21 protein-coding genes are annotated in these 21,530 nt (G+C 41.1%); 9 read left to right on the top strand and 12 right to left on the bottom strand.

Features of this window, described 5'->3' with window-relative positions; genetic code table 11:
* Positions 1–11: 11 nt before the first annotated feature.
* Together HEMROJRC1_RS07110 and HEMROJRC1_RS07115 are read left to right on the top strand one after the other, a co-directional pair.
* Positions 12–695, top strand: a complete 684-nt coding sequence (locus tag HEMROJRC1_RS07110) for a 2,3-diphosphoglycerate-dependent phosphoglycerate mutase (protein ID WP_226692266.1) — start codon at positions 12–14, stop codon at positions 693–695.
* A gap of 307 nt (positions 696–1,002) precedes the next feature.
* Positions 1,003–1,719 carry a hypothetical protein gene (locus HEMROJRC1_RS07115; RefSeq protein ID WP_226692267.1) on the top strand — a complete coding sequence of 239 codons (717 nt, stop codon included), beginning with the start codon at positions 1,003–1,005 and terminating at the stop codon, positions 1,717–1,719.
* Positions 1,720–1,833: 114 nt separating this feature from the next.
* Here HEMROJRC1_RS07115 and HEMROJRC1_RS07120 read toward each other — a convergent pair whose 3' ends face one another.
* The 12 genes from HEMROJRC1_RS07120 to efp form a co-directional block, all read right to left on the bottom strand.
* Positions 1,834–2,502: a pseudouridine synthase gene (locus HEMROJRC1_RS07120; protein ID WP_226692268.1), complete on the bottom strand. Its 669-nt coding sequence runs from the start codon at positions 2,500–2,502 to the stop codon at positions 1,834–1,836.
* Positions 2,502–3,053, bottom strand: a complete 552-nt coding sequence (locus tag HEMROJRC1_RS07125; protein ID WP_226692269.1) for a TIGR00645 family protein — start codon at positions 3,051–3,053, stop codon at positions 2,502–2,504. The genes HEMROJRC1_RS07120 and HEMROJRC1_RS07125 overlap by 1 nt, the downstream gene beginning before the upstream one ends.
* Before the next feature lie 83 nt (positions 3,054–3,136).
* On the bottom strand, positions 3,137–4,741 hold the full coding sequence (rmuC, locus tag HEMROJRC1_RS07130; RefSeq protein WP_226692270.1) for a DNA recombination protein RmuC: 1,605 nt from the start codon (positions 4,739–4,741) through the stop codon (positions 3,137–3,139).
* 291 nt (positions 4,742–5,032) lie between these two features.
* Entirely contained in the window at positions 5,033–5,332 is a 300-nt protein-coding gene (gene fis, locus HEMROJRC1_RS07135; protein WP_194812898.1) for a DNA-binding transcriptional regulator Fis, read from the bottom strand.
* Positions 5,326–6,306, bottom strand: coding sequence for a tRNA dihydrouridine synthase DusB (gene dusB / locus HEMROJRC1_RS07140; protein WP_226692271.1), 981 nt, complete (start codon positions 6,304–6,306; stop codon positions 5,326–5,328). Before dusB ends, fis begins: the two co-directional genes overlap by 7 nt.
* 149 nt (positions 6,307–6,455) lie before the next feature.
* On the bottom strand, positions 6,456–7,343 hold the full coding sequence (gene prmA / locus HEMROJRC1_RS07145) for a 50S ribosomal protein L11 methyltransferase (protein WP_226692272.1): 888 nt from the start codon (positions 7,341–7,343) through the stop codon (positions 6,456–6,458).
* 30 nt (positions 7,344–7,373) lie between these two features.
* On the bottom strand, positions 7,374–8,246 hold the full coding sequence (locus HEMROJRC1_RS07150; RefSeq protein ID WP_226692273.1) for a DMT family transporter: 873 nt from the start codon (positions 8,244–8,246) through the stop codon (positions 7,374–7,376).
* Positions 8,247–8,438: 192 nt separating this feature from the next.
* A complete protein-coding gene (gene panF, locus HEMROJRC1_RS07155) occupies positions 8,439–9,893 on the bottom strand; it encodes a sodium/pantothenate symporter (RefSeq protein WP_226692274.1) in 1,455 nt (484 codons plus the stop codon).
* Positions 9,890–10,147: a YhdT family protein gene (locus HEMROJRC1_RS07160; protein ID WP_226692275.1), complete on the bottom strand. Its 258-nt coding sequence runs from the start codon at positions 10,145–10,147 to the stop codon at positions 9,890–9,892. The genes panF and HEMROJRC1_RS07160 overlap by 4 nt, the downstream gene beginning before the upstream one ends.
* Before the next feature lie 8 nt (positions 10,148–10,155).
* The gene (locus tag HEMROJRC1_RS07165) at positions 10,156–11,586 is read right to left on the bottom strand and encodes a surface lipoprotein assembly modifier (protein ID WP_226692276.1); all 1,431 of its coding nucleotides are present in this window, start codon (positions 11,584–11,586) and stop codon (positions 10,156–10,158) included.
* A gap of 81 nt (positions 11,587–11,667) precedes the next feature.
* Complete coding sequence (locus HEMROJRC1_RS07170; protein ID WP_226692277.1) at positions 11,668–12,882, bottom strand: Slam-dependent surface lipoprotein; 1,215 nt, start codon at positions 12,880–12,882, stop codon at positions 11,668–11,670.
* A gap of 177 nt (positions 12,883–13,059) precedes the next feature.
* Positions 13,060–13,626 carry an elongation factor P gene (efp, locus tag HEMROJRC1_RS07175; RefSeq protein WP_005544066.1) on the bottom strand — a complete coding sequence of 189 codons (567 nt, stop codon included), beginning with the start codon at positions 13,624–13,626 and terminating at the stop codon, positions 13,060–13,062.
* Positions 13,627–13,662: 36 nt separating this feature from the next.
* On the opposite strand from efp, the gene epmB reads away from it, so the two are divergent.
* The 7 genes from epmB (at position 13,663) to HEMROJRC1_RS07210 (ending at position 21,468) form a co-directional block, all read left to right on the top strand.
* A complete protein-coding gene (epmB, locus tag HEMROJRC1_RS07180; protein WP_226692278.1) occupies positions 13,663–14,679 on the top strand; it encodes an EF-P beta-lysylation protein EpmB in 1,017 nt (338 codons plus the stop codon).
* Positions 14,680–14,968: 289 nt separating this feature from the next.
* Positions 14,969–16,306, top strand: coding sequence for an opacity-associated protein OapA (oapA, locus tag HEMROJRC1_RS07185; RefSeq protein WP_226692279.1), 1,338 nt, complete (start codon positions 14,969–14,971; stop codon positions 16,304–16,306).
* A gap of 48 nt (positions 16,307–16,354) precedes the next feature.
* The gene (locus HEMROJRC1_RS07190) at positions 16,355–16,753 is read left to right on the top strand and encodes an Opacity-associated protein OapB (RefSeq protein WP_226692280.1); all 399 of its coding nucleotides are present in this window, start codon (positions 16,355–16,357) and stop codon (positions 16,751–16,753) included.
* Positions 16,754–16,756: 3 nt separating this feature from the next.
* On the top strand, positions 16,757–17,467 hold the full coding sequence (gene recO, locus HEMROJRC1_RS07195) for a DNA repair protein RecO (protein ID WP_226692281.1): 711 nt from the start codon (positions 16,757–16,759) through the stop codon (positions 17,465–17,467).
* Complete coding sequence (gene rlmD, locus HEMROJRC1_RS07200) at positions 17,467–18,783, top strand: 23S rRNA (uracil(1939)-C(5))-methyltransferase RlmD (RefSeq protein WP_226692282.1); 1,317 nt, start codon at positions 17,467–17,469, stop codon at positions 18,781–18,783. The genes recO and rlmD overlap by 1 nt, the downstream gene beginning before the upstream one ends.
* A gap of 80 nt (positions 18,784–18,863) precedes the next feature.
* Positions 18,864–21,098 (top strand): GTP diphosphokinase, encoded by a 2,235-nt coding sequence (gene relA, locus HEMROJRC1_RS07205; RefSeq protein WP_226692283.1) that lies wholly within the window; start codon positions 18,864–18,866, stop codon positions 21,096–21,098.
* Positions 21,099–21,111: 13 nt separating this feature from the next.
* Positions 21,112–21,468: a diacylglycerol kinase gene (locus HEMROJRC1_RS07210; RefSeq protein ID WP_226692284.1), complete on the top strand. Its 357-nt coding sequence runs from the start codon at positions 21,112–21,114 to the stop codon at positions 21,466–21,468.
* The last annotated feature ends 62 nt before the right edge of the window (positions 21,469–21,530 follow it).

The following is a 21,530-nucleotide window of genomic DNA, read 5'->3' on the forward strand; positions in this document are numbered from 1 at the left end:
AGGAGATCCTTATGGAATTAGTCTTTATTCGTCACGGTTTCAGTGAATGGAATGCGAAAAACTTATTCACCGGCTGGCGCGATGTAAACCTTACCGAACGTGGTGTGGAAGAAGCCAAAGCGGCAGGTAAGAAATTATTGGATGCCGGTTATGAGTTTGATATCGCCTTTACTTCCGTATTAACGCGTGCAATTAAAACTTGTAACATCGTGTTGGAAGAATCTCACCAATTATGGATTCCTCAAGTGAAAAACTGGCGTTTAAATGAACGTCATTACGGTGCATTGCAGGGTTTAGACAAAAAAGCGACGGCAGAACAATACGGTGATGAACAGGTTCATATTTGGCGTCGTTCTTATGATATTTCTCCGCCGGATTTAGATCCGCAAGATCCAAATTCCGCGCATAATGACCGCCGTTATGCGAACATTCCGTCCGATGTTGTGCCTAATGCGGAAAACTTAAAGATTACTTTAGAACGCGCATTGCCATTCTGGGAAGATCAAATTGCGCCGGCAATGCTTTCCGGCAAACGTGTTTTAGTGGTGGCCCACGGTAACTCGCTTCGTGCATTGGCAAAACACATCATCGGTATTTCTGATGCGGAAATTATGGATTTTGAAATTCCGACCGGTCAGCCGTTAGTGTTAAAACTTGATGATAAATTAAACTATATAGAACATTATTATCTTTAATTTAAAATTTTATCGGTATTATGTAGCAGTTGCGCAAAATATTGTAGGGTGCGGTTAGGTGAAGCCGTAACGCACCAATAGAGGATTTAATGATGAAATGGTGCGTTACGCAAAGCTTAACGCACCCTACCCCGATAAATATTGGATATAAAATTCTTTTTGTGCAACTGATATATAAATACCGAATTTTATAGTGAATTAAATTTAAAAATGTCTACGGCTTGCGGTTTTGTATCCGTTTTAATTTAATTCACGAGAGAATGAAGTGCGGTTAGTTTGGTCGCACTTTTTGTTTAAGGAGAACATTATGAAAAAATTCGTTAAGATGCTATTGGCGTTATTGCCTTTCATTACTGTGACAGCGATTGCCGCACCCGCACAAAAAACCACAACAAAGCAAAGTGTTAAGCAAACGAAAAAAACACAGGTGAAAAAGTCGGCGGAGAAAAAGATCACGACAAAGAAAGCAGTGCTAAAAAAGACAACAGAGAAAAAATCTGTTGAGAAAAAAACGAAAAGCAAGGCAGAAAATCAAAAAACGACACGGAAACAATCTGCTAAATCAGAAAAAAAGTTGGAGAAAAAACAAGTTAGTACGGATAAAAAATCGGCTAAATCACAGGTGAAATCCACAGCTCAAAAATCTTCAAAAAAAGCAGATAAAGCAAAATTGATGCAGCAAAAATCAGCTGAGAAAAAAGTGGAAAAGGTAGAAAACAATGTTGCGAAAGCCAAACCGCTTAGCCAAGTAAAAAAAGCCGTGATTGTGCCGAAATGCCAAGATAGCGAAGTGATTAAAGTGTTATCCGATGCTTTCAAACAACAAGGCAAAGCAACCGGTGTACCTATGACGGTAAAACAGCTTAGCCAAACCCGTGAAACGCAATATTATCCACAGCAAGGTATTCGTAGTTGCCATACATTCGTGCAAACAAACGGTAAAAACTATCAAACGGATTATAGTGTGATTTTGAATGGAAGCGGCTTTTTTGTTCAAGTAGAAAATGCACAAGCGATGTTTTAGATAATGCAGGATTGGTCGCTCACTCAAGTCACCAATCATCGTAGGTGCGTTAGGCGAAGCCGTAACGCACCGATTATGACCATGAAATGGTGCGTAACGAAAGCTCAACGAACCTTATTTTCTTTTTAACCTAAAGAATAATTTCTCAATTTCCCTTTCTGACAATTCCCGATATTCTCCGTTTGCCAATCCCGCAATCGATAATATGCCCATTTGATAACGGATTAAACGCAATGTCGGAAAGCCGATATGAGCCGTCATACGGCGTACTTGGCGATTGCGTCCTTCCGTGATTTTAATTTCTAACCAAGATGTGGGGATAGATTTTCGCTCACGGATAGGCGGATGACGTTGCCATAAATTCGGTGTTGAAATCAACCGCACTTTTGCCGGTTTTGTCATTCCGTCTTTAAGCTCTACTCCTTGACGTAAAGGCATCAAATCCTGCTCGCTCGGTTCACCTTCCACCTGCACCCAATAGGTTTTTTCCGTTTTGAATTTGGGATCAGCGAGGCGGTGTTGTAATTCCCCGTTATTAGTGAGAATAAGCAAGCCCTCACTGTCGCGATCAAGCCGTCCTGCGGCATAAATATGAGGGATAGAGATAAAATCTTTAAGTGTAGTCCGCCCATTTTCATCGGTGAATTGGGTTAACACATCAAAAGGCTTATTAAAAATGATAACCCGTGTTTTTACGGGTGTTTTTACCTTTGGCTTGTGTGATTTAAAGGAAACGCCAACGGTTTTTTTGTTGGCGTTTGAACGAGGAAGAATCTTACGCATTAGTGGCTTTTGTGGCTGGTACTGTAAAGAATTTTATCGGTATAAGCCAACGCAATTGCAGAGACTAAGAAACCAAGGTGCAAGAAAAGCTGCCACATCATAGTTTTTTCCGGAAGGTTACTGACATTGACAAAAGTTTGTAACATATGAATCGATGAAATCGTGATAATCGACATAGAGAGTTTCACTTTTAACACTGTGGCATTAACGTGGCTCATCCATTCAGGTTGATCCGGGTGGTTTCGTGTTTTCAGTTTTGAGACGAAAATCTCATAGCCGCCAATCGTCACCATCACCAGCAAATTGGCAATCATCACAACATCAATCAGATTTAGCACGGCAAGCATAATGGTATTGGAGTCCATTTCATTGATATTGGTAATCAGATGCCAAAGGGATTTCATAAATTTGTAGGCGTAAATCCCTTGCACAACAACAAGACCGAGATAAATCGGTAATTGTAACCAACGGCTGGCAAAAATAATTTTGCTGATTGCGTTAGATTGGCGATTATATTTTGCATAGGGATCGGGTGATTTTTGCTGTTCCATTCATTTTTCCTAAATTAGCGTGAATTAAATAAAAAAACCGCCAAAAAATAGCAGTTTTTTTGAAAATAGCAAGCCTCAATATATTATTTTTCATCCTGTGTCATCAGTGATAAACGGCTTAAATCCACATCATTATGTAATAGTTCTATATTCGGCATCACTTTGTTTGCCTTAGCGGATAAATCTTTAAAACGTTCTACTTTACCCACTAAACCTTGCTGACCGACCAATGCGGTAACCGTGCTGTTATATTGATTGCTGACGGTAGAAAGCGTGTTACCCAGTTTATTTAATCGCTCTGCAACCAAGCAAATTTGATTATAAATTTCACCGGCTTTTTCAGCGATTTCTTTTGCTTCCGCATTGCCGCGTTCAATACGCCATAGGTTGGCAACCGTACGCAGAATCGGCATTAACGTGGTATGTGATACCATAATGACATTTTTCTCATAGCCATAATTGAAAAGGCTCGGATCTAATTTTAAGGCTTCAATATATGCCGGTTCAACAGCGATAAACATCAATACAAAATTTGGGCTACGCATACCGATTAAGTTGCTGTAATCCTTTTTGTGAAGATCATCAATGTGATTTTTCAGGGCTTTTATATGCTCTTTCATTAAGCGTTCCTGCTCAAAATCTTCCTCAGAATTGACCGCACTTTCATAGGCAACCAGCGACATTTTACTGTCGATGATGATGTTTTTATTATCCGGCAAATTTAAAACGAAATCGGGATAATTCCGTCCGCCCTGTTCATCTTTAAAATGAGCTTGTGCACGGTAATGCACGTTTTCAATTAAGCCCGCAAGTTGAAGCGTGCGTTCCAGTTGCACTTCTCCCCAATTACCAAGGGTTTTCTTTTCCCCTTTGAGGGCGGAAGTCAGATTGTTGGCTTGTTGCGACATATTTAATCCGATTTCCAACACTTTTTTAATTTCCGCTTCCAAGCCGGCATTGCCTTTCACCGATTCCGAGTGAATTTCATTTACACGTTTTTGAAAACCCTCAATTTGTTCACGGAAGGGTTTTAACAAGGTCTCCAATGTAGTGAGATTGGTTTGGTTAAAAGAACGGGCTTTTTCATCCAAAATACGATTGGCAAGATTTTGGAACTCAATACTCAGTTGCTGTTTGGATTGCTCGATATTTTGTTGTTGCTCGGTAAAGTGCTTCTCTTTTGCGGCAAGAGTGGTTTTCAATGCCGTGAGTTCTTGCGAAAGTGCAGTCAATTTTTCTGTTAAATTTTGCACCTCTTGTTCTTTACGGGATAAATGGTTTTGGCTTTGTTGTAATTGGTTTTCGAGACTTTCCGCTTGTGCCGAAGCAATACCGAAACGTTCTTTTAATGCGGTGATTTGTGAGCCGATTTGATCGTTCCGATTTTGTTCTTCATCTAATTCTTTGCTGAGATAGCTGATTTTTTCGTCCCGTTCATTCAAACGAATTTGCAACCCTTCACTTTCCGTTTGAGCCTTGACAGTTTGCTGCTCCAATTGATTTTTTTGTTGGTTCAGCACATCAAAACGTTCGGCAAGTTGATTGAAATCCAAGTTGGCTTTGTTTAAATCTTGCTGTAATTCCTGCACATCACGGGTGCGGCGCGCCAACAAAAAACCAAGAATAATCAAGATAAAAAGTGAGATACCAAGTAAAGTGAGAAAGGGCGGGGTAATCCAAGTTGTCATAATTTCCTCAAATTTTTGGCAAATTCTAACACAGCCGAAAAATTTTTAGAAAAGTAGGGCGGGCAAATTTTTGCCCACCGATTCAAGGAGGGAATTTCAATGGTGAGCAACAAGTTGCCGACCCTAAGGGCGACGCACCATTTCATCATTAAATCGTGTTAATTGGTGCGTTATGGCTTTGCCTAACGCACCACGGTGATTTGTGCGCTTGATACATAATAGCGTTATTTTTCCGGCGATCCAAAAACAAAAAAGACGAACAAATGTTCGTCTTTTTGATGGCGTAGGGCATTAACCCATACCGTATTTTTTTAATTTTTTGCGTAACGTACCACGGTTGATGCCGAGCATATTTGCAGCACGTGTTTGGTTACCGCGAGTATATTGCATAACCATATCTAACATCGGGTGTTCAACTTCCGCTAATACTAATTCGTAAAGATCATTCACATCTTGACCATCTAATTGTGATAAGTAATTGCGTAATGCTTGTTTTACTGAATCGCGTAATGGTTTATTGGTAACTTGTGATTGAGCGTTTAAAACTGAAACGGTTAACGCTTCGGACGGATTACGTTGTTGTTCTAACATTTTTCTTTATCCAAAATTGAATTTAAAAAATCTTCCAACACAATAAGTTGTTCTTTCGGATCACTGATTGCGTTAAAAGTCTGTCTAAAAACGGAATCGGGTTGAATTCCCTGTAAATACCAAGCCACGTGTTTGCGTGCGATTCGGTAGCCTTTTTGTTCACCATAGAATTGATGTAATTCTTGAATATGGCGTAAAATTTGACCGCACTTTTCACATAAACTTGGTGGTTGAATTATCGAATCCCGCTCAATTAAGCTTTCCATCGATTGAAATAACCAAGGATTACCTAATGCTGCGCGACCGATCATTATTGCATCGGCACCTGTGTAATCAAGCACCGCTTTTGCTTTCTCGGCAGAATCAATATCACCATTTGCAATTACCGGAATTGAGATGGCTTGTTTGACTGCACGAATATTTTCGTATTCGGCTTCTCCCTCAAAAAGACATTCTCTCGTTCGTCCATGAATGGTTAAAGCCTGAATACCGGATTGTTCGGCAATTTTGCCGATTTGTATACAGTTTCGATTGGATTTATCCCAGCCGGTGCGAATTTTCAAGGTTACCGGCACATCAACGGCATTCACCACTTCTTGTAGAATTTTTTCTACCAATTCGGGGAATTGTAGTAGAGCAGAACCTGCCAATTTACGATTCACCTTTTTAGCGGGGCAACCCATGTTGATGTCGATGATCTCTGCACCGTACTCTACGTTTACCGCCGCAGCTTGTGCCATTTCCAACGGATCAGAACCGGCAATTTGCACTGCATTAATGCCGAGATCTTCACTATGCGCTAAGCGCAGTTTGGATTTCTCCGTGTGCCAAACTTGAGGATTGGTTGACATCATTTCTGAAAATGTCAAACCTGCACCATAATGGGCACAAAGACGGCGAAAGGGTTTGTCGGTAATGCCTGCCATCGGGGCAAGTAAAATACGATTTTTTAATTGGTATGAACCGATTCGCATTTTACTTTAACCACCTTTAAACAAGCCTAAATCCAATTATTGTCGAATAGGGCGACAATCGACAAGGCGTGCTATGATACGCATTTCGACTTAGTTTGAAAAGTGAAATTTGTTCAAAAAATACACTTTTTTTGATTGACAAAAAGAGATTAAGTTGTTCTCTGTTTGCCGGTAATGCGACACCATTCCTCACGCACGGCAACCCGGTCAAGGTCAAAAGTTTGCGCATAGGTTTCACAGACGGAGTCCGATTGCGTTTCTAAAATGCCGGATAGCCCCAAATCACCACCCTCCGCGACAAGTCGGTTGATTATCGGATAAAGTTCTTTTAATGGGCCGGCAAGAATATTGGCAACGACCACATCTGCTTTGAGTTCGGTAGGTTTTTCATCAGAGAGGAATAATTGTAAGCGATCGGCAACGCCGTTTTGTTCCGCGTTGTTGCGGCTTGCAAGAATGGCTTGCGGATCGATATCAATACCGATAGCTTTTTTCGCTCCTAGTTTTAGGGCTGCGATGGCTAAGATGCCGGAACCGCAACCGAAATCAATGACTGTTTTATCGGTCAAATCTAAGCTATCCAGCCATTCTAAGCAAAGTGCCGTTGTCGGGTGCGTACCTGTGCCAAAAGCCAAACCGGGATCAAGCATTACGTTTACGGCATTTTCATCAGGCACTTCTCGCCAGCTTGGACAAATCCATAAACGTTTGCCGAATTGCATCGGATGGAAGTTGTCCATCCATTCACGTTCCCAATCTTTGTCTTCAATCTGTTCGATTTTATATGCCGTATTTTCATCTAAGTGTCCGGCTTGTTTGAGTGAATCGACAATTTCCGCCATATCCGTTTCTGCATCGAAGAGTGCAATGACATCCGTATTCCCCCACAGACGGGTTTCTCCGGGTAAGGGTTCAAAAATAGGAGTGTCTTGACTATCCATAAAAGTAACGGAGACCGAACCGATTTCTTCTAAAAAATCACTGATTTTTTCTGCTTTTTCATTAGTGCTGTTTAGGCGAATTTGAATCCAAGCCATATATTTTCCTTATTAAAAAAATAGCGCATATTATACCGATTTTTTTAGAAATTTCGGTAGTAATGTAGAGCCTAGTGTCGCAAACATAATGAGCATGATGCCGAATAAGGTAGAAAATGAAAGGGTTTCGCCAAGTAATAGCACCGCAAATAAAATACCAAATAAGGGTTCAAGGGAAACCAAAATGCCGGAAAGATTTGCATTAACGCTATTTAAACCTTTATTCCATAACCAATAAGCCAGCCAACTACACCCAATGGCAAGATAAAAGAGCCCCGCAATGCCGTAACCGGTCAGATTGATTTCCCAGCTTTCGGTAAGAAGCAAGGTGAAAGGAAACGTGGTGATGGTACCTAATACAATAGTCACGGAGGTGTAGGCTTGGGCTGATACTTTGGCAATCACGGATTGTGTCCAACGTAGCACACAGGCAAAAACAACACCGGCACTAAGCACCAACAAGCAACCAAGCAGGCTGATTTCATTAATACCTTCGCTATGTTGACCGCCATTAATCATCACGGCGACCCCGATAAATGCTAACGCACCGAATAACCAGTGAAACCATTTGGCACTATCTTTAAAAAAGAAATGACCGACAAACACAACAAGTAAGGGTTCAAGCCCGATCATCGTTACCGCACTAGAGGCGGAGGTATATTTCAAACCGATAAATTGTAATAAAAATACCGCCGTGTAGTTAAAGAAAGCAAGCCACCAAAGTTGTTTACGTAGCGGTTTATCAATTTTTTTCCAACGGCGTAAAAATAGCGGTATGACGAGAAACATTGCAATGATTAACCGCATTTGCACAACTAATACGGGATCCATCATCGAATAGGTAAACTTTGCAGCGATTAATGAACTGCTCCAAAGGAGGAGGGCGATAATTTGGTAGATCATAGTGAGAATCTCCGATGAATCCTAGGGTAATTAATTACCCTAAGTTAGTAAAAAGTGCGGTCATTTTTTTGTCATTTATGTAACAGTTGTTCAAATTATTGTAGGGTGACGTTAGGCGAAGCCGTAACGCACCAATTAATAAGGCTTAATGATGGAATGGTGCGTTACACAAAGCTTAACGCACCCTACCCACTAAAGTGCGGTCATTTTTTCCGATGTTTTTAACATTCGCTTTTCACCCCATTTATTGCCTACCAAGAAAGCGATTAAACCGAATGTCAATGCCGGTACGATTTGATGGAAACCGAGTAATTTTACGCCAAGTTGTGTGAGTAAAATATAACTGCCCAAACCCACAATCATAGAACTTAATGCACCGTAAGCATTGGCTTTGTCCCAATAAATACCAAGTACGATCACCCAAAGAAAGGCAGATTCTAACCCACCAAAGGCAAATAAGTTTAACCAAATAATCATATCCGGCGGATTAAGTGCGGCGATGATTAAAAGTGCGGTTAAAATCAAGGTAATAATTGAAGAAATATAACTGATTTTTTTCTCGTTTTTTGCCGCTTCCGGTTTTGTGGAAAGATACAAATCTTTGACAAAAATAGAGGAGGATTGAATGAGTTGCGCATCGATGGTGGACATAATGGCAGACATCGGCGCAGCTAAGAAAATTCCTGCAACAATCGGCGGGAGAACCTGTAACATTAATGTCGGGATAACTTGATCGGCAATGGTCAAATTAGGGATAATCGCACGCCCTAACGCACCGGACAAATGCATTCCAAGCATAATGAGAGAAAGCACAATCGTACCGATTAACATACCGCGATGGAGTGCTTTACTGTCTTTAAATGCCATACAACGGACCGCCGTATGGGGTAAACCTACTACACCAAAACACACCAATACCCAAAATGATGCCATAAATTGAAAACCGAGCATATCGTTCGGACCATAAGGACTCACTAACGCCGGATCAATTTCGGTTAATTTATTGACCGCACTTTCTACGCCGCCAAGAGCATAAATTGTGCCGCCAAGTAAAATTAATGTGCCGAAAATCATCACCGTCCCTTGAATGGTATCGGTCAAAACCACTGCACGGAAACCGCCGATAAAAGTATAAATGCCTACGGTCAACGCAAACAACAGCAAGGCTTGGGTATAAGAAATGCCAACGGTGGTTTCCAATAAACGCGCACCGCCAATAAACTGTACGGTCATTGCGGCAAAAAAGGCGAGTAATAAAGCAAGGCCGGCGAGCCAAACCAAGTATTTGTTTTTGTAGCGATAAAGGAAGAGATCATTAATGGTGAGCGCATTGGTTTCACGGGAGAGTAAAGCAAATTTTTTACCGAGCGCACCTAGGGCAAGCCATACTGCAGGCACTTGGATCATCGCTAACAACACCCAACCCAGCCCATATTTATAAGCCGCCCCCGGCCCTCCCACGAAGGAGCTGGCGCTGGCGTAAGTTGAGGCGGTTGTCATTGCCAGAACAAACCCCGTCATTGAGCGGTTGCCCACATAGTATTCGGTTAAAAAATTGCCTTTGGTACGTTTAACATAAGCATAAATCGCCGCACCAAAGATAAAAGTGAGGTAGATAATTAAAGGAAGAATAATGCCAAGATTCATTGTTTATTCTCCTTATTTTCCACTTCAAGGGAGATATCTTGATAAATGATTTTGATTATCCAGTAACCGATGACGATAAATAAAATCGGAAGATAAATGCAGGAGAGTTCGAACCAAAGGGGAAAACCTATCGGGCCAAGTGAGCCTTTGGGCAGGTAAGCACATAAACACCAACCAATAACATACAGGATGGTCAACCCCAATGCCCAGCGTGCTTCTTTAGCGGCTTGTTTGTAGCGTTGTGTTAAAGTCATAATAGTTCCTAAAATGCTTTGCTCATTTCTAAATATATGCGGTTTTTATCATAACGATAAAAAGGATGATTGCTTTTTATTTTTTGATAAGACCAGGTTAGCTTCGGCGTAATTCCCCAAAAATAAACATCACGATGCCATAATGTGAGTGCGGTCAAATATTCATTATTTTTCTGACGAATACTAAAGAAATCAATGTCTTTGTAAGTGCGTCTTGCATAAGCTAGGCTTAAACGGGTTGAAATACCTAAAGCCCATTCTTGTCCCCACCCTAAACGAATGTTTTTACGTTGATAGGCATTATCGCGATCACGTGTATTTTCTCGATGATAATCTACGCCGACAAACCAGTATTGTCCGCTCTTTGGCATATAAAGCAAGGTATTTGATAAAAGATAGTTATTTCCATTGAGATGTTTGCGCCAATTATAGCGTTGTTCACCATATTCAAGTGCGGTCGAAATTTGCCATTTTTCGTTTAACCAGTAATTCAACTCCGCACGAATACCGACATTTTTAGAATATTGTTTTAATGAATCGCTGCCTGATGAACCGCCTCCATACCAACGTTTTTCTGCAAAAGGCGTAATCGAACTTTCAAAACGGGCGGTTTGATAACCTAAACCTGCCCCAACACGAAGGTTCAATTCATTATATTTTTTGTTATTCCAAAAATATTTACCTTGTCCTTCGAGTTGAAATTTGGTGAACAAATTATTCGCCCATGACCATTTTTTTTCGGCATTCAAATAATAAGAAAATCCTTGTGCGCTTTCTTTTTTCCAAGCTTCCCAATTGCCGATTTTTGTACCCGCTTTAGGGGCATTATTAATATTTGATTCGTTTAAATAGCTTAGTCCGCCATTTAGTTTCCATTGCTCACGTTGATTTAAGGCGGAAAGATATTGATCAATGAATTGGATGGTTTGCGGTGAAGGATTTTCTGCACGTAATTTCTGAAATTGATCTTTTGCCGCCTCATTATCATTATTTAAGAATAACGCCTGTGCTAATTGATAACGTAAGGCGATGATATGCGAATGCCCGCTAAATAAAGCACGATAACGTTTTACCGCCTCTGAAAAATTGCCTTGTTGACGATCTATAATCGCCTCAGCCCAAGCAACTAAAATGGGATCTTGATTGGGTAAATTTTTATAAAGCGGCAGTAAAATTTCTACGGCTTTCGCATTATTTTGTAAAACCGCAGGCACTAATCCGCGAATAATTAAATCGGGATATTGTTGTAGCTCGGCGCTGCTCATTGAGATACTTTTTTCCTTTGGCATAGAAATCGGTGCCTCCGGTTGTGGAAGTATCGGTTTGGCGACATTAATGCGATCATCTTGTTCGTCATTTTTAGATTGAGCAATTTCCGCCGCTGCATTTAGTGTAAATAATGAGCAAAAGATTGAAAGGAAAATATTGTTGAATTTCATTAATTTTTGTTCTCTTAGATATAAATAAAGCAAGCTCTCAGGCTTGCTTTATAATACTAAACCATAAATACAGGTGTTATATTATTTTTTTTGTGCACCGAAAGCGGCACCCCAAGATTTATCGTTACCTAGTGCTAACCCCGCCATCTCTTTGGCGTTCTCTCCATAGAATTTACCTTCAACCGCACCGGATGATGGAATAGAGTCTGATTTTGCCGTTCCTGTGAATGAGTTACCTGAAATTTTGGCATCAATGTTCACAGGCTGAATGTTTTGAATATCAAGCGAACCTTTTAATGTTTTGTTGCCAAAATCTACGTTAAATTTAGATGTACCTTGGTAATAATCTTCATCCTCTAAAGCAGGAACATCGTAAACAGCAATAATGGATTGCCCCGAATAAGCTGCCGTGCCTGATGCCGGCATATCTTTGGTTGGATTACCATTGTAGAACATGTAGCCCTTATTGTTTTCATCCGGAGAACCCTTTACACCAAAACGGGTGTCTGAATAGTCATAACAACATACCTCTAAATATCCTGTAATCTTGTCATTAATTTCTAACCAACTTCCTGAATGGTTATGGGGAAAAGCAATCGGTATTTTGAATCCATCAACATCTATTCCGCTTAGATCGCTATCATTTAGTGTTGCAATTCGTATATTTACGTTATCATCAGAACCTGATGTTACAATTGCTGCACCTGTTCCGCTTCGTACTGGTTGTTGAGATTGATTTTCGGCCGGTGGATTTGTTTGCGCATTGTTTGGAGCGTTATTTTGTTTTGGCTGATTATTGCTATCGCCTGCTCCGTTCGGTGCCTGTTCCTGAGATTGATTATTGGCCGGTGGATTTGTCTGCGCATTGTTTGAAGCGTTATTTTGTTTTGGCTGATTATTATTGCTATCGCCTGCTCCATTCGGCGCCTGTTTCTGAGATTGATTATTGGCCGGTGGATTTGTCTGTGCATTGTTTGAAGCATTATTTTGTTTTGGCTGATTATTATTGCTATCGCCTGCTCCGTTCGGTGCCTGTTTCTGAGATTGATTATTGGCCGGTGGATTTGTCTGCGCATTGTTTGAAGCATTATTTTGTTTTGGCTGATTATTATTGCTATCGCCTGCTCCGTTCGGTGCCTGTTTCTGAGATTGATTATTGGCCGGTGGATTTGTCTGCGCATTGTTTGAAGCGTTATTTTGTTGCGGTTTATTATCACTACTACCGCCGCCACTACTTCCGCAAGCGGAAACCATTAATGCCGCTAGTGCGGTAAAAACAAATTTTGTTAATGTCATAGGAGACCTCGTATTATTAATAATTAAAATTGGTTAGCATTAAAGCGCAAGGAGTTTATCAAAATAAATATTCTTTGTTAAGTAGATAACAAGATGATTTTTATAGACTAAAAAGTGAAGAGCGGTCAAAAATCTTATAAATTTTTGACCGCTCTTTATTTGGAATTATGGAAATGATTATTTCACGCGAGAGACATATTCGCCGGAACGGGTATCTACTCGGATCACTTCACCGATTTGAACGAATAACGGCACTTTTACCACCGCACCGGTGCTTAACGTTGCCGGTTTGCCGCCGGTACCTGCAGTATCACCTTTTAAGCCCGGATCCGTATCCACGATTTCCAATTCAACGAAGTTTGGTGGCGTGACGGTAATTGGTGCGCCGTTCCATAAGGTAACGATACAATCGGCTTGATCTAATAACCATTTTTCAGCATCACCTACGGCTTTTGCATCGGCTGAATATTGCTCGAAAGTTTCCGGATGCATAAAATACCAGAACGCATCGTCTTTGTATGAGTAGGTTAAATTCAGATCCATCACGTCAGCGGCTTCCACCGAAGTGCCGGATTTGAAGTTTACATCCAATACTTTACCCGAAATTAATTTGCGAATACGGGTGCGTGTGAATGCTTGCCCTTTCCCCGGTTTGACAAATTCGTTTTCAACGATCACGCAAGGTTCACCGTCTTGCATAAACTTTAGACCCGGTTTGAAATCACTGGTAGTATATGTAGCCATATTTGAAATATCCTAAAAATAGAGATGGTTTGAAAAGTGCGTATTCTACCCCAAGAACCCGTCATTAGAGAAGAGCAAAATTGGCTCACTCTTCTAAAAAATGCGATTTCCGATCCGAAATTATTGCTTGAAACGTTAAATCTATCGGAGAAGCATTTTGAACAATCCCTAAGCGCACGTAAACTTTTCGCACTTCGAGTGCCGCAGCCCTTTGTGGATAAAATAGAAAAAGGCAATCCCAATGATCCGCTTTTTTTGCAAGTGATGTGTTCCGAGCTGGAATTTTTGCAGGCAGAGGGATTTTCTACCGATCCTTTGGAAGAACAAAATGCCAATGCCGTCCCTAATATTTTGCATAAATATCAAAATCGGTTGTTGTTTATGGTGAAAGGAGGCTGTGCGGTAAATTGCCGCTATTGCTTTCGCCGTCATTTCCCTTATGATGAAAACCCCGGTAATAAAAAAAGCTGGCAAGGTGCGCTGGATTACATTGCGACACATTCTGAAATTGAAGAAGTGATTTTTTCCGGTGGTGATCCCTTAATGGCAAAAGACGATGAATTGGAATGGCTAATAAAACGCCTCGAAAATTTACCGCACTTACAACGTTTACGTATTCATACTCGTTTGCCGATAGTGATTCCGCAACGGATTACCGATAAGCTTTGCCTACTTTTGGCGGAAAGTCGTTTGAAAGTGGTGATGGTAACGCATATTAATCATCCGAATGAAATTGACGAACGGTTGTCATACAAAATGCAAAAACTTAAAGGGGCAAATGTTACGTTGCTTAATCAATCCGTTTTGCTGAAAGGAATTAATGACGAAGCGATGATTTTAAAAAACTTAAGCGATAAGTTGTTTCAAATCGGCATTTTGCCTTATTACCTGCATTTGCTTGATAAAGTGCAAGGGGCGAGTCATTTTTTTATTGATGATACAAAAGCCGTTAGCCTGTACAAAGAATTACAATCGCTCACCTCCGGCTACTTAGTCCCAAAATTGGCACGGGAAATTGCCGGTGAGCCAAATAAGACTTTATACGCCGCATAAGATCCGATAAAATACGTGCGATTTTTTCGGTATTATGTATCAGTTGCACAAATCATCGTAGGGTGCGGTTAGGCGAAGCCGTAACGCACCAATAGAAATAGAGGGTTGATGAAACGGTGCGTTACGCAAAGCTTAACGCACCCTACCCCCGATAAATATAAATATTGGAAATAAAAATTCTCTTTGTGCAACTGCTACATAATAATGGATTTTTTCACCGCACTTTTGTGCTTGGCGATAAGAACAAAAACTGCCGATAATGATTAATTGAGGTAACTCTGTGAATGCAATGAATAACAATCAATCAAACGAAAATAAATCACAAAACGAACTGGATCTCGGTCTTAACCAAACCGATTCGGTTATCCCGAGAAAGCCGATTCAACATAACGAATCTTTACTTGATAAAGCAAAAGGTTTGACAGGTTTATTTGGTCGTAAAGAGCCAATTGAAACCCAATTTAATGTGCGTAAAGAGCCGACTTTCGGAGAAAGTGTCGAGCCGCAACCGATTCAACAAGCAAGTTTTACGGCTGAGCCGAAAACAGCGGAAGAGCCTAAAACAACGGAGGCAGTTGTTCAGCAGGTGGAATCAACCGTTGAAAGTGTTGAAGATAAAGCGGAGCAAACGGTTGAGGCGGCTTCCTCCGTTTCAGAGCAAGCAAAAGAGACTTTAGCCGCCGGGGCAACTGCAGCGACAGCTGCATTGAAACGCCCTGAAAAATGGAAAATATTACAAATTTTACCGGAAAAACATCGCCGTTTATTTATCGCAATTTTAGCCTTGGTATTGCTATTAATCGTTTTCTTTGCGTTAAAGCCGAATTCCGACACGGTGGAATCTTTCGAACTACAAAACAGCAATGAAATTCCGGTGCAATTTCAATCTTTAGATCAATCTCAACCGGTTGAAACTACAGTATTAGACAATGTTCCGGCACAAAACGCACCGACTGCCGAGCAACAAACCCAAAGCGAATCGGCACCGGGGAAAATGGAATATATGGGCGATTCACAAAAAGATAGCGTAAAAGCCTCTGAAACCCCTGCCGCACCGGTTCAACAAGAGATTAACGCTCAACCGATGCCTGTTCCACCGGCTCGTCAAGAAACGGTTAAACCTACGCCTGTGCAACAAGAAGTAAAAACGGTACCAAAAGCGGTTGAAGTTTCTCGTGATAACGTTAAAGCAGTACGCCAAGAGCACAAAGAACCGAAAGTCGTTAAAAAAGCTCAAACTCCGGCGAAAGTCACAAAAGTTGAGCAGCCAAAAGTAACAGTTCAAGAAACAAAGCCGACAGTGAAAAATGATCGGAAAGTTCAAATTGTGGATGCTAAACCGACAGGTACGGCAAAAGCAACAACGCCGTCAGTCACTTCAACTAAAACCTTAACCGTTCCGCAAGGTGTCTCCTTAATGCAGGTTTTCCGTGATAATCAACTTAATATCTCGGATGTGAATGCGATGACTAAAGCAAGCGGCGCAGGTAATGTGTTAAGTCGTTTCAAACCGGGGGATAAAGTTCAGGTTTCGCTGAATGCGCAAGGTCGAGTGAGCGAATTGCGTTTATCCAACGGTGCTAAATTCGTGCGTCAAGCTGACGGTTCGTATCAATTTAGAAAATAGTTTTAAGGGCGATTGTTCGCCCTTTTTGTTTAATTTCAGCAGGTGTTTATGTTAAAAAAAACATTGCTAATTTCAACCGCACTTTTTATTGGTAGTTGCGCACAAAATACGCTATTAAAAGATCCTCAACCGCAAAAAATGGTGGTGGAGAAAGTGGATAAAGCCTCACAGAAAGGTTCGGCGAGTCTGTATCTTTGTAAAGATAACAAAGAAGTTCGTGTGGTACATAGCACGCAAAAGAAGAATAAGAAAACCCTCAAACGTGTTTCGGTTACCTTTAATGAAGTGACGGAAAGATTAACCATGGTAATTTCCGAACGTGGTAATAATTATAGTAATATTCGCTGGGCATGGCAGGAACGCGATGATTTTAGCTCGTTGAAAACCAGTGTGGGCGTAATTTTAGCCGAACAATGCGTGCTAAAAAATGCGGTATTGGGAAAATAAGGCGTGCAAACCGAACTTCAACGTGGCTTTGTTCTTCATCGCCGCCCATATAGCGAAACCAGTTTATTGGTAGATTTATTTACCGAAGAAAGTGGTCGTTTGACCGTCCTCGCAAAAGGTGCAAGAGCAAAACGTTCCGCATGGAAATCGGTGTTACAGCCCTTTACTCCCTTATTGTTACGCTGGAGCGGTAAAAGTAGCTTGAAAATTCTTACTAAAGCCGAACCGGCCGCTATCGCTTTACCTTTACAACAAACCGCACTTTATAGCGGTTTTTATGTGAATGAACTGCTCACCCGTGTGATTGAGCCTGAAACGGCAAATCCTCAACTTTTTCAACACTATCTCAAATGCTTAACCGGCTTGGCAACCGAATCCAACGTTGAACCCGGCTTGCGTTTATTTGAGTTTAATTTACTTCAAATATTAGGGTATGGAGTGGATTTCTTACATTGCGCAGGTTCGGGGGAGCCGGTGGAGGCGACAATGACTTATCGTTATCGGGAAGAGAAGGGGTTTATCGCTTCATTGGTGAAAGATAATCTGACGTTTTATGGGCGTGATCTCATCGCTTTTGAAGCCCTTGATTTTTCCGATGAAGTTGTTCGTCAAGCGGCAAAGCGTTTTACTCGTATCGCATTAAAACCTTATCTCGGTGATAAACCGCTTAAAAGTCGAGAATTATTTACTCAAAATATTTTATTTTTTAAATAATGGCACTTCTTTATATTCAGCAGAAAAAAACAAAAAATCCGCAAAATATCATTGCCGAAATCCGTGAATTGGATTATCAAGGCTTAGGCGTGGCGAAAATTAATGGCAAGACTTGGTTTATCGAAAATGCGTTACCGCAAGAAAAAGTGGAAGGTATTGTCATTGAGGATAAACGTCAATATGGCAGGGCAGTTGCCAAAAAGTGGTTCAACAAAAGCAAAGAACGGGTTAAGCCGCCTTGTGCTTATTATGTTCACTGTGGTGGTTGTCAAGGACAGCATATCCCGATACAAATGCAACGGGAAGCCAAACAAACCGCTTTGTTTAAACGTTTAAGCAAACTTCAAGCAGAACCGATAACATTCCTGCCGATGATCTGCGGTGAATCTTGGGGATATCGCCGCCGTGTGCGTTTGAGCTTAGGATTTAATTTGAAAACCAAATGTCTTGAAATGGGCTTTCGGAGGAAAAATACGAAGGATCTTATTTCCGTACAATCTTGTGAAGTGATAGAACCCCGTCTCAATAATTTATTGCCGAAATTGACCGCACTTTTACAGGCCTGTTCCACTCCAAAACAACTTGGACATATTGAATTGGTTGCAGCGGATAATGGTGTGGCAATGTTATTGCGTTATAAAGGAAATCTTACCGAAACTGACCGCACTTTACTGCTCAATTTTGCCGAACGGGAGCATTTAATGCTCTTTTTTCAAAGTGATATAGGGATTGAACGGGTTTATGGTGAAGCACCTTATTATCAATTTGTCGATGGCATCAAGTTGCATTTTGATATTCGCGATTTTATTCAAGTTAATCGCACACTTAACGAAAAAATGGTGGAAACTGCCTTAGATTGGTTGAATTTACAACCTACGGATCGTGTGCTGGATTTATTCTGCGGTATGGGAAATTTCACATTACCGCTCGCTAAACAGGTGAAAAGTGCGGTCGGAATTGAAGGCGTTTTTGATATGGTGCGAAAAGCGGAGCAAAATGCCAAACGAAATCGGATCAGTAATATTGAATTTTTCCAAACGGATCTTGACCAACCCTTTGTCGATCAAATTTGGGCAAAGCAATCTTTCAACAAAATTTTGCTTGATCCGCCGCGTAGTGGCGCTGCTTTTGCTTTGAATGCGTTGTGTGAATTGAAGGCGGAAAAGATTTTGTATGTTTCTTGTAATCCGGCAACCTTAGTGCGGGATGCGGAAATTTTAAGCAGTTTCGGATATCACATTGAAAAAAGTGCGGTGATCGATATGTTTCCTCATACGGGGCATTTGGAGTCAATAACGTTATTTTCTACAAAATAAGTCGGTTATTTTGTTACAATAAGACGGCTAAAACGGAGTGACAGAATGTTGCTTTTATCTTCCAACAACTAGGGGGTATTATGGTTGCTGTTCGTGGTTCTCATTTGTTAAATCCGCAAGATTTTGTAATTGAGCAATGGTGTGCAGGATTAAAATTGGCGGAGCAGACGGAAAAAACGCTGATTGAAGCTTGGTATTACGCACACAAACATATTAATGCCCACCCTGATGTGATGGAAAATGCAACCTTGACACTCCAATCCGGCGTGGAAATGGTGGAAATTCTGCACGAATTGAATATGGATGCGGAAAGTTTGATTACCGCCATGCTTTTCCCGATTGTGGCGAATCACTTGGTGGATTGGGAAAATCTAAAAGAGGAATTCGGCAGCAAAATCACTAAATTGCTCAAAGGGGTGGAGGAAATGGATAACATTCGCCAACTCAATGCCAGCCATTCTGCCAATGCACTACAAGTGGATAATGTGCGCCGTATGTTGCTTGCGATGGTGGATGATTTCCGTTGCGTGATCATTAAACTTGCCGAACGTATTACTTTTCTCCGCGATGCGGAAAATCGTTGTTCTTCAGAAGAAGATAAAGTTCTTGCCGCCAAAGAATGTTCCAATATTTATGCACCGCTTGCCAATCGTTTAGGGATTGGTCAGCTTAAATGGGAACTGGAAGATTACTGTTTCCGTTATTTACATCCCGAACAATACCGTGCGATTGCGAAATTGTTACGAGAACGCCGCCTTGATCGCGAACGCTATATTGCGGATTTTGTGGCGGAATTAAGCGGTTATTTACGTGAAAGTATTGATCACGTAGAAGTGTATGGTCGTCCGAAACATATTTACAGCATTTGGCGAAAAATGCAGAAAAAGCATTTGGAGTTTAGCGGCTTATATGATGTAAGAGCGGTCAGAATTATCGTACAAAAATTACAAGATTGTTATACCGCACTTGGCATTGTTCACACCCATTTCAAGCATCTTCCAAAAGAATTTGATGATTATGTCGCCAACCCGAAACCGAACGGTTATCAATCTATTCATACCGTTGTGTTGGGAAAAGGCGGAAAACCGATTGAAGTACAGATTCGTACCCAACAAATGCATGATGATGCCGAATTAGGTGTTGCCGCTCATTGGAAATACAAAGAAGGTAACACGGGAAGCCTTTCTGCCTATGAAGAAAAGATAGCGTGGTTGCGTAAATTATTAGCCTGGCAAGATGATATTACGGATTCCGGTGAGGTGATGGCGGAATTACGCAGCCAAGTGTTTGATGATCGCGTCTATGTGTTTACCCCGAAAGGTGAGGTGGTGGATTTACCGACAGGCTCTACACCGCTTGATTTTGCCTATGCGATTCATAGTGAAATCGGTCATCGCTGCATTGGGGCGAAAGTAGCGGGGCGTATTGTGCCGTTTACTTATCAATTACAAATGGGTGATCAAATTGAGATTATTACCCAAAAAAATCCAAATCCAAGCCGAGACTGGCTCAATCCGAATTTAGGTTTTACCCATACGGCAAAATCCCGAGCCAAAATTCAGGCGTGGTTTAAAAAGCAAGATCGCGATAAAAATGTACCGGCAGGTAAAGACTTGTTGGATAACGAATTAGCCCGCTTAAATCTTAGCTTAAAACAAGTTGAGCAGCATGCCCTGCCTCGCTATAACTTAAAAAATATAGAAGATCTCTATGCCGGGATTGGAAGTGGGGATATTCGTCTTAATCAGCTTATCAATTTTTTACAAAATAAATTGATTAAAGTGACGGCGGAGGAAGCCGATCAAGAAATCTTACGCCACGTAGCAAATAAAAGTGCGAACAATGCGCAGCAAAAAGTAACAACAAAGAACGGTTATGTGATTGTTGAAGGAGTGGGCAATTTAATGCATCATATGGCGCGTTGTTGCCAGCCGATTCCGGGTGATGCTATTGTGGGGTATATCACGATGGGGCGGGGTATTTCCATTCATCGCAGTGATTGTGAGCAATTTTTAGACTTGCAAGCCGCCCATCCGGAACGCGTAGTAGAATCCATTTGGGGAGAAAATTATGCCAACGGTTTTCGCATTAATATCCGTGTGGTCGCAAGTGATCGCAACGGTTTGTTGCGTGATATTACAACGGTTCTGGCGAATGAAAAAATCAGCGTATTAGGAGTAGCAAGTCGCACCGATACGAAAAAACAACTGGCAACTATTGATATGGAAATTGAACTCCATAATGTGGAAAGTTTAAGTAAAATCTTGGCGAGATTGGCGAAATTAAATGACGTAATTGAAGCCAAGCGTTTATAAAATAGGAAACTTTATGTATAAAACCACGGGACTAACCCATTTAATCAACTCGACAAAATATTCCATACAAGGCTTAAAAAGTGCGTTCAAAAACGAAACGGCTTTTCGTCATGAATGTTTCTTAGCCTGTATTTTAATTCCATTGGCTTTTTGGCTTGGTGATACTAAACTCGAAATCGCTTTAATGATTTCTTCAGTTTTACTTGTTATGGTTGTGGAACTATTAAATAGTGCCGTTGAGGCGGTTGTCGATCGTATCGGCACTGAACGCCACGAGCTTTCGGGGCGTGCAAAAGATCAGGGTTCCGCAGCGGTTTTTGTTGCCCTTTGCATTGTCGGCATTGTATGGGGAAGCATTTTATTTTTCTAAAGTGCGGTCGATTTTTAAATTAAATTCACGGTGGAAAGATTTCATTATTATGTAGAAGTTGC

This window comes from Rodentibacter sp. JRC1, assembly GCF_020521555.1.
GTDB classification, from domain to species: domain Bacteria; phylum Pseudomonadota; class Gammaproteobacteria; order Enterobacterales; family Pasteurellaceae; genus Rodentibacter; species Rodentibacter abscessus.

What these genes read in the sequence shown, in the direction of transcription:
- HEMROJRC1_RS07110 (WP_226692266.1), top strand. Translation starts at nt 12, where the DNA reads ATGGAATTAGTCTTTATTCGTCACGGTTTCAGTGAATGGAATGCGAAA.
- HEMROJRC1_RS07115 (WP_226692267.1), top strand. Translation starts at nt 1,003, where the DNA reads ATGAAAAAATTCGTTAAGATGCTATTGGCGTTATTGCCTTTCATTACT.
- HEMROJRC1_RS07120 (WP_226692268.1), bottom strand. Translation starts at nt 2,502, where the DNA reads ATGCGTAAGATTCTTCCTCGTTCAAACGCCAACAAAAAAACCGTTGGC.
- HEMROJRC1_RS07125 (WP_226692269.1), bottom strand. Translation starts at nt 3,053, where the DNA reads ATGGAACAGCAAAAATCACCCGATCCCTATGCAAAATATAATCGCCAA.
- rmuC (WP_226692270.1), bottom strand. Translation starts at nt 4,741, where the DNA reads ATGACAACTTGGATTACCCCGCCCTTTCTCACTTTACTTGGTATCTCA.
- fis (WP_194812898.1), bottom strand. Translation starts at nt 5,332, where the DNA reads ATGTTAGAACAACAACGTAATCCGTCCGAAGCGTTAACCGTTTCAGTT.
- dusB (WP_226692271.1), bottom strand. Translation starts at nt 6,306, where the DNA reads ATGCGAATCGGTTCATACCAATTAAAAAATCGTATTTTACTTGCCCCG.
- prmA (WP_226692272.1), bottom strand. Translation starts at nt 7,343, where the DNA reads ATGGCTTGGATTCAAATTCGCCTAAACAGCACTAATGAAAAAGCAGAA.
- HEMROJRC1_RS07150 (WP_226692273.1), bottom strand. Translation starts at nt 8,246, where the DNA reads ATGATCTACCAAATTATCGCCCTCCTCCTTTGGAGCAGTTCATTAATC.
- panF (WP_226692274.1), bottom strand. Translation starts at nt 9,893, where the DNA reads ATGAATCTTGGCATTATTCTTCCTTTAATTATCTACCTCACTTTTATC.
- HEMROJRC1_RS07160 (WP_226692275.1), bottom strand. Translation starts at nt 10,147, where the DNA reads ATGACTTTAACACAACGCTACAAACAAGCCGCTAAAGAAGCACGCTGG.
- HEMROJRC1_RS07165 (WP_226692276.1), bottom strand. Translation starts at nt 11,586, where the DNA reads ATGAAATTCAACAATATTTTCCTTTCAATCTTTTGCTCATTATTTACA.
- HEMROJRC1_RS07170 (WP_226692277.1), bottom strand. Translation starts at nt 12,882, where the DNA reads ATGACATTAACAAAATTTGTTTTTACCGCACTAGCGGCATTAATGGTT.
- efp (WP_005544066.1), bottom strand. Translation starts at nt 13,626, where the DNA reads ATGGCTACATATACTACCAGTGATTTCAAACCGGGTCTAAAGTTTATG.
- oapA (WP_226692279.1), top strand. Translation starts at nt 14,969, where the DNA reads ATGAATAACAATCAATCAAACGAAAATAAATCACAAAACGAACTGGAT.
- HEMROJRC1_RS07190 (WP_226692280.1), top strand. Translation starts at nt 16,355, where the DNA reads ATGTTAAAAAAAACATTGCTAATTTCAACCGCACTTTTTATTGGTAGT.
- rlmD (WP_226692282.1), top strand. Translation starts at nt 17,467, where the DNA reads ATGGCACTTCTTTATATTCAGCAGAAAAAAACAAAAAATCCGCAAAAT.
- relA (WP_226692283.1), top strand. Translation starts at nt 18,864, where the DNA reads ATGGTTGCTGTTCGTGGTTCTCATTTGTTAAATCCGCAAGATTTTGTA.
- HEMROJRC1_RS07210 (WP_226692284.1), top strand. Translation starts at nt 21,112, where the DNA reads ATGTATAAAACCACGGGACTAACCCATTTAATCAACTCGACAAAATAT.